13 protein-coding genes are annotated in these 13972 nt (G+C 35.7%); all 13 read right to left on the bottom strand.

What is annotated here, in order from left to right; translation table 11 throughout:
- Nucleotides 1-19: 19 nt before the first annotated feature.
- Nucleotides 20-1069, bottom strand: coding sequence for a tRNA preQ1(34) S-adenosylmethionine ribosyltransferase-isomerase QueA (gene queA / locus ACJRPK_RS15490; RefSeq protein ID WP_148781499.1), 1050 nt, complete (start codon nucleotides 1067-1069; stop codon nucleotides 20-22).
- A gap of 76 nt (nucleotides 1070-1145) precedes the next feature.
- Nucleotides 1146-2360 carry a 3-phosphoshikimate 1-carboxyvinyltransferase gene (locus tag ACJRPK_RS15495; protein WP_407141295.1) on the bottom strand — a complete coding sequence of 405 codons (1215 nt, stop codon included), beginning with the start codon at nucleotides 2358-2360 and terminating at the stop codon, nucleotides 1146-1148.
- On the bottom strand, nucleotides 2360-2617 hold the full coding sequence (locus tag ACJRPK_RS15500; protein WP_407141297.1) for a hypothetical protein: 258 nt from the start codon (nucleotides 2615-2617) through the stop codon (nucleotides 2360-2362). Before ACJRPK_RS15500 ends, ACJRPK_RS15495 begins: the two co-directional genes overlap by 1 nt.
- Nucleotides 2617-2943 carry a nucleotide pyrophosphohydrolase gene (locus ACJRPK_RS15505; RefSeq protein WP_148781502.1) on the bottom strand — a complete coding sequence of 109 codons (327 nt, stop codon included), beginning with the start codon at nucleotides 2941-2943 and terminating at the stop codon, nucleotides 2617-2619. Before ACJRPK_RS15505 ends, ACJRPK_RS15500 begins: the two co-directional genes overlap by 1 nt.
- A gap of 1 nt (nucleotide 2944) precedes the next feature.
- On the bottom strand, nucleotides 2945-4969 hold the full coding sequence (locus tag ACJRPK_RS15510; RefSeq protein ID WP_407141299.1) for a DUF3857 domain-containing protein: 2025 nt from the start codon (nucleotides 4967-4969) through the stop codon (nucleotides 2945-2947).
- Nucleotides 4970-4980: 11 nt separating this feature from the next.
- On the bottom strand, nucleotides 4981-6900 hold the full coding sequence (locus tag ACJRPK_RS15515) for a DUF3857 domain-containing protein (RefSeq protein WP_407141301.1): 1920 nt from the start codon (nucleotides 6898-6900) through the stop codon (nucleotides 4981-4983).
- A 21-nt stretch (nucleotides 6901-6921) separates the two neighbouring features.
- Nucleotides 6922-7374, bottom strand: a complete 453-nt coding sequence (gene dtd, locus ACJRPK_RS15520) for a D-aminoacyl-tRNA deacylase (protein WP_407141302.1) — start codon at nucleotides 7372-7374, stop codon at nucleotides 6922-6924.
- A 9-nt stretch (nucleotides 7375-7383) separates the two neighbouring features.
- Entirely contained in the window at nucleotides 7384-8343 is a 960-nt protein-coding gene (gene rsgA / locus ACJRPK_RS15525; RefSeq protein WP_407141304.1) for a ribosome small subunit-dependent GTPase A, read from the bottom strand.
- A 57-nt stretch (nucleotides 8344-8400) separates the two neighbouring features.
- Nucleotides 8401-9480, bottom strand: coding sequence for a chorismate mutase (locus ACJRPK_RS15530; RefSeq protein ID WP_407141306.1), 1080 nt, complete (start codon nucleotides 9478-9480; stop codon nucleotides 8401-8403).
- Between the two features lie 44 nt (nucleotides 9481-9524).
- Nucleotides 9525-10376 (bottom strand): prephenate dehydrogenase, encoded by an 852-nt coding sequence (locus ACJRPK_RS15535; protein ID WP_407141308.1) that lies wholly within the window; start codon nucleotides 10374-10376, stop codon nucleotides 9525-9527.
- The gene (locus ACJRPK_RS15540) at nucleotides 10373-11563 is read right to left on the bottom strand and encodes a pyridoxal phosphate-dependent aminotransferase (protein ID WP_407141310.1); all 1191 of its coding nucleotides are present in this window, start codon (nucleotides 11561-11563) and stop codon (nucleotides 10373-10375) included. Before ACJRPK_RS15540 ends, ACJRPK_RS15535 begins: the two co-directional genes overlap by 4 nt.
- Nucleotides 11560-12390: a prephenate dehydratase gene (locus ACJRPK_RS15545; protein ID WP_407141312.1), complete on the bottom strand. Its 831-nt coding sequence runs from the start codon at nucleotides 12388-12390 to the stop codon at nucleotides 11560-11562. The genes ACJRPK_RS15540 and ACJRPK_RS15545 overlap by 4 nt, the downstream gene beginning before the upstream one ends.
- A 322-nt stretch (nucleotides 12391-12712) precedes the next feature.
- Complete coding sequence (kbl, locus tag ACJRPK_RS15550; protein WP_407141313.1) at nucleotides 12713-13900, bottom strand: glycine C-acetyltransferase; 1188 nt, start codon at nucleotides 13898-13900, stop codon at nucleotides 12713-12715.
- Between the last annotated feature and the right edge of the window lie 72 nt (nucleotides 13901-13972).

Here is a 13972-nt window from a genome sequence, read left to right on the forward strand (position 1 = left end):
TAACGTATTGATGACCATGTTATATAATCAACATTGCATCACCATAGGAGTAAAATTTATATTTCTCCTTAACGGCTTCTTCATACGCCTTTTTCATAAAATCGTGTCCCGCAAAAGCAGAAACCATCATCAATAAAGTAGATTTTGGTGTATGAAAATTAGTAATCATACAGTTAGCAATGCTAAAATCATATGGAGGGAAAATAAACTTATTCGTCCAACCTTGAAATTCATTAAGTGTATGCTCAGAAGAGACAGAGCTTTCTAAAGCTCTCATTACAGTAGTACCTACCGCACAAATTCTTCTTTTGTTCGCAATCCCTTTGTTAATTACTTCGGTGGTTTTTGAATTGATATAAGCTTCTTCACTATCCATTTTGTGCTTAGAAAGATCCTCAACCTCAACCGGATTGAATGTCCCTAAACCAACATGTAAGGTTACCTCAGCAAAATCAACACCCTTAATTTCTAAACGTTTCATAAGATGTTTAGAAAAATGTAATCCTGCAGTAGGAGCAGCAACAGCTCCTTCGTTTTTTGCGTAGATAGTTTGATATCGATCTATATCATCTGGCTCAGCCTCTCTTTTGATATATTTTGGTAAAGGAGTTTCTCCCAGATCTGTAAGCTTCTGTCTGAATTCATCATAAGAACCATCGTATAGAAAACGTAGCGTTCTACCTCTAGAAGTAGTGTTATCAATAACCTCTGCCACTAGACTTTCATCATCGCCAAAGTATAATTTGTTTCCGATACGGATTTTACGCGCCGGATCCACTAACACATCCCAAAGACGTGTTTCCGGGTTAAGTTCTCTAAGTAAAAACACTTCAATTCTCGCTCCGGTCTTCTCCTTATTACCATATAATCTTGCAGGAAAAACCTTTGTGTTATTAAGTACCATAACATCATTAGGCTCAAAATAATCGATAAGATCTTTGAACTGTTTGTGCTCAATAGTCTGTTCTTTGCGATTGAGAACCATAAGACGAGACTCGTCTCTATTTTCTGCAGGATATTCGGCTAATAACTCTGGCGGAAGATTAAAATTGAAATGTGATAACTTCATTCTATATATTTTTTGAGGGTGCAAATATACGATCTACGGACAGGCGATGTCAAGTAAATCGACACTTATTTTGAAATCAACTAAATTTGAAGCCCAACCTTTCAAGATCATTCCAAAAATCAGGATATGACTTAGTCACTACGTCTGCATCATTGATACTCAAGCTTGTTTTTAGCGCTAAAGGCGCAAATGCTAAAGCCATACGATGATCATTATAAGTTTCAACAGTTATATCAGGGTGTATATGACTAGAAGGCTCCAAAAAAAGAGAATCCTCTGTAATATGAACTTTGCCTCCCAGTTTTTCAAGTTCTGTTTTAAGTGCAAGTAAGCGATCCGTTTCTTTGATTTTTAAGGTATGAAGACCTTTCAGATTACAGGAAATCCCTAAACCGAAACAGGTTACTGCTATCGTTTGTGCAATATCAGGAGCATCCACTAGATTGAGCACGATGTTATCAACCGTCTTTGACTTTTTTTTGAGCGTTATTGTATCATTTATAAATAGAGTTTCTACACCAAAGCTTTTATAAATAGTAGCTAATCTAGCATCTCCCTGATAGCTTTCTTTTTTGTAAAAACTCAACGTTACTTCACCGTCATTCGATAAAGCCATCATACTATAGAAATACGATGCAGAACTCCAATCCGATTCTATTGTAATTGTTTGTGATGCTACCTTTGTTTGAGGATTTATAGAAATTCGGTTCCCTTCAAATTTTGTTTCAATCCCAATTTGAAACAGCAATTGCTTAGTCATATTGATATATGGTACTGAGGTGACTTCTCCTTCAAGGTGAATCGTCAACCCTGCTGTCAGTGAGGATCCAATAAGCATTAAAGCAGAAATGTATTGACTACTTACATTTGCCTTGAGAGAAACGCTATTCTCTACTGGTACCACGCCCTGGATTTTGATTGGCGGATATCCTTCTTTTTTCAGATATTCGATCTGACATCCAATGGTTCTAAGTGCATCTACCAGTATTTTGATAGGACGCTGTTGCATTCGTTCACTACCTGTCAAAATAACGTCCACTCCCGGTTTCACTGCAAAATACGCAGTTAAAAAACGCATCGCTGTTCCTGCGTGATGCACATCGATCACACCGCTACCTTTTGCCAGCGCTTCTCGCATAGTGTTAGCATCGTCGCTATTGGAAATATTTTGAAGTAGTAGTTCCGGATAAAAAGCTTGCAATAAGAGGGAACGGTTGGTTTCACTCTTAGAACCTGTGATCTTAAGTTCACGACTAAGAATTGTGTCTAGTTGGGCTAATTTCAATTTCATTATTTACGTTTCTTTTTAAGCTTTCTGGATTCAAAATGATATCCTAAAATCATTCCATACATCAGCCCACCTATTACTCTGGATAGGGCGTAGCGCAGCCACTTGCCATCGTTAATTCGTTCAGTTATAAAAGCTGAAAAATTAAACCCTTGATACTGCATAATTAATTCTATCAGACTAAAAAGTACTATAAAACCTATTGCAAGTAGTGTTACCGATTTCCAATAGGATCTAGAAGAAAGTATAGTCTTGAACATTATTTTAATTTTTTATTATTCTGATGACGATCGTGATCTCTTTCAGTTTTAATCGCCAACTTTTTATCAAAAGCTTCTTGAAGATCAACGCCTGTTTGATTTGCTAAGCATAAAACTACAAAAAGTACATCTGCTAATTCTTCTCCCAGATCTTTGTTCTTATCGCTTTCTTTTTCACTTTGCTCTCCGTATCGGCGTGCTATAATTCTCGCTACTTCTCCTACCTCTTCAGTAAGTTGTGCCATGTTAGTCAACTCATTGAAATAACGTACTCCGTGCGTATTGATCCACTCGTCTACTATTTTTTGGGCATTTTGAATGTTCATTTTATATTTTTTTTAATACTACTTGTTCGCTTTGTTTTTCTAGCATCATATTATAAAATTCCTTAAGTGCTGCATAATATTCGGCAGGAATAAGCGAGTAATTAATAGAAGACTGCACAATTAACTGGATAACCCCATTATTTTCTTGTATCCTATAAGAAAAATTTCCAATGCCTTCCGGGAGTTTGAAACCAGTAGGTTTAGGTAATTCTATGACCGAATAATTAGCAGGGATTTTTATATTAACCATAAAACTATCTGAGACTCCATACCCATAGTCTACTGGGTATTCCCGTTTATCTAATTTAAAAATATTCTCTTTTGCTCCTAGAAATAATAAAGGGGAAAAATAAATCTCATCGTCAATCTTTTCAACAAAGCCCTCAACATTTTCAAAGGTAAAACGCTCTCTAACCCCTTTACTTAAATCATCGACTCCTGAAATTTCATAATTATCAATTTTAGAAAATCCATAATTTTCTCGGAGTCTGCGATTATTTTCGTTCTCACTATTGATTCCATTTTCCACCCTAAAGGTATGTGCATTATAATCTAAAAAATCAACATTTACTTTTCCGCTCATTGTTCCATCATCCGTAATTCTTGATTGCACACTAACTCGAAAATTAGATGGTTTAGCAGGCCTTAGATTTAAACGTTGTGAAAGTCCATTTTTTTTAATAACTCTGGCGGTTCCTTGAATAACTCGATTAGGGAGAATGTTGGGCACCCCAAATTTGTCCGTAGCATCCAAGTACAATATAACTCCTGATAAATTTACCCTTGTGATCACATAATTAAAGCCGCTCACTGTAGGAAAAAGGGAAACAATCCGATCTCCAGTACTAACAATAACTGGATCTGCGTCAATCCCAGCCTCTTTCAACATTGAAGTTAGCATAAGATTAATTTCGGCAACATTTCCACTGTTCTCTTTAAATGCTCGTTTAACGCCTTTAGAAGTACCCACTGCATATTCGTTATTCCACGTCAATTTATTTTTTACGAAATTAAAAATTTTCATAGTTTTACTTTGGGCATTTGTCTCACCCTGAACAAGTACAGCTAGCTCTTCTTTAAAATAATTTTTCTTAGCAAGCTCTCCCCCAAAATTGGCACTGTTATAAATCGTACTTACTACATTCTCCCAGGTCGATGAATAATTTTCAATTGAACTATTAGGAAATTTTGTATAAGCTAATTCAAATACTACAGCAGACAAATAGTTTTCTATATTTCCTGAAAAAGGCTCTTTACTAAATGCCGGAACATTTTTAGATTCAATCGTATATACATTTTTCTTATAATCTAACGTCCCTCTGGATGTGTAGCTTCTAACAGGCGTCCAACCCGCTCCACCACTTCTACCTATTGAAGTTAAACTAATTTTACCATTCACACTAGACTCTACCAAATTTATCGGAAGATACCCCAACGTAAACTTTTTGAAATAGAAATATTCTGGGATACTAATATGCACTACTGAATGCTTTACAGGTATTGTATATTGAAGTTTCACCCTATCAATATTAAATACAAAGGGGGATACAATTTTATATTTAAATTCAATTACTGAGCCTTCTTTTAAAGCTGGCATTGTGAACGTAGACTCCTCATAATTCTTAGTGAATTCTTTATGAAATATATCAGCCTTATCTAACTTATCGACAACAATCTTACCATTTACCAACGAGTACGTTCCTCCTTTTAGCCCTGAAACTTTTTCCTTTCCGCTGTTTTGTTTGTACAGATAAAACTTATGGGTTGCATAATCATACCCTTTCTTATTATACAGCTTAATTCTCTGATATACTTCGGTAACAAGCTGAAAGCCGTTATTTTTATCAAAGATATAGTACACTTTTTTACTGTTATGGAGAATTACCGCATTGGCCGTAGTATCTTTTAAATAAGTTGTTGCTGACAACTCTTCTTTAGAGACTTTTCCAAACTTATATTCCTGAGAGAAAACCTGTAAGGAAACTAGAAATAAGAATAAAAATACTGGTTTTAAGATAACATTCATAATGTAGATATTTAGTTGTTTTTTTGTAGAACAATTTTAGTTTTATCAATTTTACTAACATCGAGCCTAAATTTTCTGTAATCTGCATATTTTTCACTTGAATAGTTCCCGCTATAAAGGACAAATTTTCTTGAATATTTAACACTTGCTTCTTTAACTCTTTTCAAAGCATATATATAACTGCCAAACTCTGTGGTTAATACTTTTTTTTCGGGCAAGCTTTTAATGGTGAATCCTTCAGGAATATGAATTATATTCTCATCAATTTCAGTATAACCTCTTGAAATATCTAATGAGGAGTTTCTATCTTTATAACTAGGCAAATTTATTTTAGATTGGTCGAAGAAATTGGGAACTAACAAAAGTCTGCTTCCTGCCTTGATCAAATATTTTGATGCTGAAAGTTTTATTTTTTCGACGAAAATTACCTTTTCCTTATCATTGGATAATTTAATAGATTCAAAGCTCAAGTTTTTGAGATTTCCCCAATATTTTTTATAAAATATTTCTCTATCCTTAGGAGCTAGAGCTTCGATTCCATAGCGCTCAGCGTAGCAGTATCCCTGAGATTTTAAGCTTACTTCGGCCTCTATTGACATGTCTTCAGATAAAAAAACCTCTGCTTTGGTACTCTTAATATTTTCATTAAACAGGTACTGTTTAGTGTGTTTTATTATACCACCATTTGGGGTTACAACTAATGCTTTCCTGTTATCAGTAAAACCGGCAATAAAATTGAACGGAGCAGTTTGACTCGTGCATTCTAACCATATGTCTTGATCCTTAGTCGGGATATTTAGAATCACATGATTTCCTTGCATCGATGCAAAAGTTGAGTCAATGTTTTTGATGGTAGCACCTCCATATAATACCGTATAATATGATTTGATATTTTGAGATGAGAGTAATGCTTTAGTATAATTTGTAAGTGCCTTACAGTCCCCATAACCCACCTCATTTACTTGCTTAGCCGTAAAAGGCATCCAGCCACCAATACCTAATTGTATACTTATATATCTAGTTTTATTTTGCACATATTTATAAATAATTCGAGCTTTATCCATATCCGTTTTAGCATTAGCAACTAAATCGGAAACCTCTTCTATAATTTCTTTAGGTAATTCATCTCTTCCATATACTAAATTATCGTATTGCCATCGACCAAGAGATTCCCAATCAGCTGCTGTTCCTCTCACTCCCTCTAACGAAAAATTTTTCAATGCAACCTTTAATCTTGGTGCTAAATATGTGAGATCAGGACTGGAGTACTCAGGGGTATAAGCTATCCCCATAGATAAATTACTTGATAAATTATTATTGCTACTATCGAACGTTATTTTATGCTCTTCAAAATTTTCTTTTTTGATTCTAACATTATTATTATCAGGAAACGTTAGGCTGTAATTTGAGGCTTCTACACTAACAAAATAGTAAGAAACTGGTCTCCAGTCAGGTATAAAACCTGTAGAGAAATACTCTTTCTCACATTCATAAACTATGGTATAAGGATATTGAGTGGGAGTATGATCAACATAACTGAGGCGATCGTCTTGCATCAGCGAAATTCCATCTACAGCGCTCCTATCTTCAAAATCGGAAGCTTTATATTTTTTAATTTCATTTCCACTGTGATCATAAATGACCATTCTTTGATTTTTTATTTTTACTGATGGATCGTACCCTTCAACACCATTAGAAAAATAATCAGCATTTTTATTAAGAATCGTTACGATCAGCTTCTTTTTGAACAGCATTAAATCAATAGCTTTTATTTCGATCGTTGTTTCATCCAGCCTAACCACTGCATTTGCATTCTTGAGCAATGCCGAATCGATCCGATTGACATGTAGTTCCGGCAAATCCTGAGAAGAAACCTCAAAAAAAGGCATGAGTAAAAATACCCAAAAAGGGAAAAGTAAAAATCTAGACATACATTATAAAATATGGGGTAGTTACTCTTTATTTTTTGTGTCGATAAGTAAGGTAACGGGTCCGTCGTTGATTAAATTTACCTTCATATCTGTTCCAAATATACCCGTTCCAACTTTCTTACCCAAATCCAATTCTAACTGATTTACAAAACCTTCGTAAATTGGGATCGCTATTTCAGTACTCGCTGCTTTTATATAACTGGGTCTATTTCCTTTTTTAGTACTGGCAAATAAAGTGAATTGGCTTACCACGATAGCTTCTCCGTCTACATCCTGAATCGACCTATTCATCACTCCGTTTTCGTCTGCAAATATTCGTAGTCTACTAATTTTACCCGATAACCACTTACTATCTACATCGGTATCCTCAGCCTCAATACCTAAAAGAATTAATAGGCCATCTGCTATACTTGAAATTACTTCCCCTTCAACCGTAACAGAAGCTTTTGACACCCTTTGTATAATTACTCTCATGTAATGAATCTATTCTTCGGTATAATTATTTTTGCGATAATGTTCTTCCTCCCCCTCAATAATTTGCAAGTAGCTTTTATACCTTGACCAAGCAATTTCTCCATCATCCAATGCGTCTTTAATTGCACATTTTGGTTCATTAATATGCAGACAGTTATTAAATTTGCACTTAGATTTCAGTTGAAAAAATTCAGGGAAATAATCACCTAATTCTTCTTTTTCCATATCCACCACTCCAAATCCTTTTATTCCCGGGGTGTCTATAATTTTTGCATCAAAACTCAGATCAAACATTTCTGCAAAGGTAGTCGTGTGTTGCCCTTGTTGGTGTTGTTCGCTAATGGCTGTTGTCTTTAACATTAAATCCGGCTCAATCGTGTTGACCAAGGTTGACTTACCGACCCCACTATGTCCAGAAAACATACTAACCTTGCGTTGCATCATAGCCTTCACCTTATCAACATTCTTCCCGGTCTTGGCAGAAATACCAACACAGTCATATCCTATTTTTCTGTATAATGCAGCTAGATATTTGATCTCGAGCAACTCCTCCTCATTATAGGTGTCAATCTTATTAAATAAAAGCACGGCTTTTATTCCATAAGCCTCTGCCGTCACTAAAAATCTATCTATAAATGTGGTAAAAGTAGGAGGATTATTTAAAGTAACCAGTAAGAAAACCTGATCGATATTGGCAGCAATAATATGCGTTTGTTTGGACAGATTTACAGATTTACGAATGATATAATTTTTTCGATCATGAATCGTATTAATTACCCCACGTTCATTATCATTCTCGTCATTCGTTTTCTCCAATTTAAAATCCACCTTGTCACCAACAGAGACCGGATTTGTACTCTTAATCCCTTCTATTCTGAATTTTCCTTTTATTCGGCATTCGTACGTAATTCCGTTTTCAGCTTTTACGGTATACCAACTTCCAGTAGATTTATATACAATTCCTGTCATAGCTACAAAGATGCAAATTATATCCCAAATGCGCAGTTGTTCTAAACCTCCTTTCCCTTATTTAGAACTGTTTTTTTGATGATTAATAGACTCTTGGTGAATGGCCTTATAAATTCGTAAAATAAATTCTTCACTCAGTCCATTTTCATTTCCTTCAAGGATCATACGCCCCAAAATTTCATTCCAGCGTTTGGATTGCAAAATAGCAACATTCTGTTTTGCCTTTACCTTCCCTATTTCATCAGAAATTTTCATTCTTTTTGCCAACACCTCTAATACCTGATTATCCGCTATATCGATTTTAGCTCGTAATTGACTCAGTGCTTTTTGATACGCTTCATCTTCTCCGATTTCCTTACGAATTTTTAAATCCTTCATCATTTGAATTAAAGTGTCTGGGGTTATTTGTTGCTTAGCATCGCTCCATGCATTATCAGGATCATAATGTGTCTCCACTATCAATCCATCAAAATTGAGATCCAGTGCAGTTTGTGACAAATCAAAAATTAAATCTCTTCGACCTGCAATATGAGAAGGGTCTAAAATTAAAGGCAAATCAGGAAAACGATTTTGCAAGTCAATCGGAATTTGCCATTCTGGAATGTTTCTGTATTTAGTTTTCTCATAGGTCGAAAACCCTCTATGAATTACTCCAAGATTTTTAACATCTGCCGTATACAATCGTTCTACGGCTCCCAACCATAGTGAAAGATCCGGATTAATAGGGTTCTTTACCAACACCGGATTATCAATACCCCGACAAGCATCAGCAATATCTTGGACGATAAATGGTGATACTGTACTTCGTGCTCCTATCCATAGAATATCCACTCCATGTTCTAAGGCTAATTCTACGTGATGTGGATTAGCTACCTCGGTCGCTATTTTCATTCCGGTCTCCTCTTTAGCGCGTTGCAACCATTTTAGTCCTAAGGCGCCCACACCTTCAAAATTGCCTGGTCGGGTTCTGGGTTTCCAAATCCCGGCACGTAATACTGTAGCATCAGAATCTTTGAGCTGATGAGCTATTTTGACCACTTGATCTTCGGTTTCTGCACTACAAGGTCCGCCAATTACCAAGGGATGATCTAATCCATAAGCATCCAACCAGTTTCTCAATTCTTTTTTATTTTCCATAATTTCTTTTTTTATGCTGCTCAAATCATCAAATCTGTCGTTGATCAGGCTTCGATTCCGTTTAAAATTAATTTTATATGGTTGATATCTTCCATTTCTTTATGTAAACCTTCAAAATCGTCATTTTGAAGTAAACTCTTGAAATGAGAGAGATTATTAATATACTCAGTCAGTGTTTCTATCACATTTTCTTTATTCTGTTTAAAAATAGGTCCCCACATGGCAGGAGAACTTTTTGCTAATCTTACTGTAGAGGCAAATCCACTACCAGCCATATCGAAGATATCTTTTTCATTCTTTTCTTTCTGAATCACCGTTTTACCCAGCATAAATGAACTGATATGTGATAAATGGGAGACATATGCAATGTGCTTATCGTGCGACACAGGATCCATATACCGGATACGCATTCCCAAAGCTGTAAAAATTTTCATCGCTCGCTCTTGCAATTTGAAAGCTGTTTTTTCTACTTCACAAATAATGTTGGTCTTACCAAAAAACAACTTATCGACTGCTGCTTCAGGACCAGAAAATTCTGTTCCTGCTATGGGATGGATCGCTAAAAAATTACGCCTCTTCTCATGCGTTGCTATGGACTGACAAATTTCCTGTTTTGTCGATCCTACGTCCATGACTAATGTAGTATCCTGGATTCGATCTAAAACCTGAGGTAACAAAGTCACTGTTGTCGTCACAGGTATTGATATAATCACTACATCGGCTAGTCCTAACTCTTCTATGGTGGACGGTCGGTCAATAAACCCTATTTTTAATGCAGAATCCAAATGCTTTTCATTCGAATCTATCCCATAAATTGTAGTATCTGGCATGGATTGTTTAATATCTTTACAAAAAGACCCTCCTATTAAACCGACTCCAATCACAAACAGCTTCATATTGCCTTAAATTTTAGGGTTTCAATAGAAAAATCTACCTCTGCTATCCGATGTAAAGCTTCTTTAATCTGATCTGTACTCGCACATAAAGAAAACCTTACATACCCTGCTCCTTGAGTTCCAAAAATTGCACCAGGGGTAACAAAAATGTTATATTCATGCAACAGTTTTTCTATAAAGTCATATCCATTTACATATGCTGGTAATTTGGCCCAAACGAACAGCCCTACAGCTTTGTGATCCACCATACAATTTAATTTTTCAGCAAGTTTCCAGATTAATTTTCTCCTTTTCGCATATGTTATATTCAGATTTTCATACCACTGATCTGAAATTTGCAATGCAGCTAAGGCTCCGTGCTGAATTCCTAAAAACATCCCGCTATCCATATTGGATTTCACCTGAAGTATTGCTTGTATTTTTTCTGCACTACCCATAACCATTCCTACTCTCCATCCTGCCATATTAAAAGATTTACTTAGAGAATTTAATTCTAAAGCATGATCCTTAGCTCCGGCAACATTAAATATACTGATAGGTTCAGGGTTGAGCACAAAACTGTATGGATTGTCATTTATAACTAATATATTATGCTTTTTAGCAAAGTGAATGAGTCGCTCAAATAACGCTAGATTTCCTGAAGCACCTGTTGGCATATGGGGATAATTAACCCACATCAACTTTACTTTTCTTAAATCGAGTTGTTCCAACGTTTGAAAATCAGGCTCCCAATTATTTTGCTCGGTTAATTCATAAGCTATAGGTTCTGCATCCAGCAATTTGGTTACCGAAGCATATGTAGGATATCCCGGATTAGGAATTAATACCTGATCCCCAGCATTGAGATACGCCATAGAAACATGCATAATCCCTTCTTTTGACCCCATTAATGGTAGGATTTCGGATTCACTATCTAAATCTACACCAAATTTGTTTTGATAAAATTCGGCAATGGCTGTTCTAAGCTGAGGAACCCCCTGATAACTTTGATACTGGTGCACCCCTTTTTCTCGCATAGCTGATTGCATCGCCTGAACAACCTCAACGGGAGGCTCCAAATCAGGACTACCGATTGCTAAATTCAAAATTGGTTTCCCTGCACTGGCCAGTGCTCTCACCTCACGCAATTTTGAAGAAAAGTAGTACTCTTCTACATTGTCTAAGCGTTTTGCAGTTTGTACTTTCATCGTTGTTGGTTTTTATAAGTCCCTAAAATTTTTAGCTCTAGCGTCATGATTCTCAATAAGGTGATTGCCTTTTCAAAGTATTCAGACTTCTCAAATGTTACATCAATAAAAAATGAATATTTCCAAGGCTCGTTCAATACGGGGAGCGATTGTATTTTTGTTAAATTAAGGTTACAATCACTCATAACATTTAATAGCGTCGCCAGACTTCCTTGCTTATGCATCGCAATAATTTTTAAGGAGGCTTTATTAATTTCTTCTTTCCTTTCTAAAGTTTCGGATTTTCGCTCTAACACAAAAAATCGGGTACTATTAGTCGTTATAGTTTGAATATTATGAGCTAAAATTTCTAAACCATATAATATTGAAGCAATTTTGCCTGCTACCGCTGCAATACCTAAATTATTTTCTTTTTTAATACTTCTCGCTACCGCTGCAGTATCTGTCGCTTCAACCAATTTGATGCCTGGATATTGCTTAAAGAAATCTTTACACTGTAAAAGTGCCATCGGGTGAGAGTGCACTTCTTTAATATCTTTTATTTTTTGACCCGGAAGCGCCATCAGACAATGATTTATTGGGGCATAAAACTCTCCTATGATGTTAAAATCACATTCATCGATATATGCATAATTTGGGATAATTGACCCTGCAATAGAATTTTCTATAGCCATTATCGCATGTTCGCTATGCGCGTTTACCAAACTATTTGCCACTTCTGCAAAGGACATACATTCCTCTACCTCAACCAAGTCACCAAAATATGCTTGAGCTACTTGATGATGGTATGAACCTTTTATACCTTGTATGGCAACTTTTGATTTCATTCAAATTTGGGTAAAAAAAAATCCCGATTTGCATCGGGATTTTAAATTATAAACATAAAAATATTTACATAAGGATCCCGTTTCTCTCTTTAAAATAAAAGAAGAAAAAATAAAATCCGTTCCAAGTAAATAAATTATTCATTGTCTCTGTTGTAACTAGATTGCTAAAGTAAATAAAACATCGAACTTTCAAAACAAAAAGTAAATTAATTCTTTTTGAAGTTCAATTAATTATCAAACTCTTTATTTTTTGAGTTTTAAATAGGAATTATTCAAAATAGGATCCGCATATCTAAAAATCTTATCAAAATATAAGGTGCTATTAAATAACTTTCAGTTCTTTTCCTACCTTGGTGAATGCTTTAACCGCTTTCTCAAGATGCTCACGTGTATGCGCCGCAGATAATTGCACACGTATCCGTGCTTTTCCTTTTGGCACTACGGGGTAAAAGAATCCGATAACATAAATACCTTCATCCAGTAATTTTGACGCAAATTCCTGCGCTAATGTAGCTTCATACAGCATTACAGGAACAATAGGATGATCTCCCGGCACGATGTCAAATCCTGCGGCAGTCATTTCGGTTCTAAAATATTTAGTGTTCTCCTCTAACGTATCTCGCAGTGAGGTTGAAGCGCTTAAAAGATCCAAAACCTTAATTGAAGCGCCCACTATTGAAGGTGCCACAGTGTTTGAAAATAAATAAGGTCTAGATCTTTGTCTTAACAATTCTACAATTTCTTTACGTGCTGCGGTAAATCCACCGGATGCACCTCCTAAAGCTTTACCATAGGTACCTGTTATAATATCCACTCGTCCCATAACATCACAGTACTCATGCGTTCCACGACCTGTTTTACCAAGAAATCCTGTAGAATGGCACTCATCAATCATAACCATCGCATTATACACTTCTGCTAAGTCGCAAATTTTATCTAATTGAGCAATCGTACCATCCATAGAGAAAGAACCGTCGGTAACAATTAATATACGTCTGGAACCTTGTGCTTCTTTTAGCTGCTCTTCCAAGGAGTCCATATCGTTATGATCATACCTAAACCGTTTTGCCTTACATAATCTGATACCATCAATAATAGAAGCGTGATTAAGTGCATCCGATATGATAGCATCATCAGGCCCTAAAATTGGCTCAAAAAGTCCTCCGTTAGCGTCAAATGCCGCGGCGTATAAGATACAATCTTCCATTCCTAAAAATTCTGCGGTCTTGCGTTCTAATTCTTTATGAATATCCTGTGTACCGCAAATAAAACGAACTGATGAAAGTCCATAACCATGTGAGTCAATAGCATCCTTTCCTGCTTGAATTACGTCGGGATGTGACGAGAGACCCAAATAATTATTCGCACAGAAATTTAAAACCTCCTTTGAATTTGTAGTATCGATTTCTGCACCTTGAGGTGTAGTAATGATACGTTCGGACTTATACAATCCTGCATCCTTAATTTCTTCTATTTCTCTTTGTAAATCTTCTTTAATATTTAAAAACATAAATATGATTTTGTAATTAATATGTATCCTACGCTATTTCAGTTCTTTTAAAATTACACTATATGTTGTGTA

Source organism: Aquimarina sp. 2-A2, assembly GCF_045505135.1.
Classification (GTDB): domain Bacteria; phylum Bacteroidota; class Bacteroidia; order Flavobacteriales; family Flavobacteriaceae; genus Aquimarina; species Aquimarina intermedia.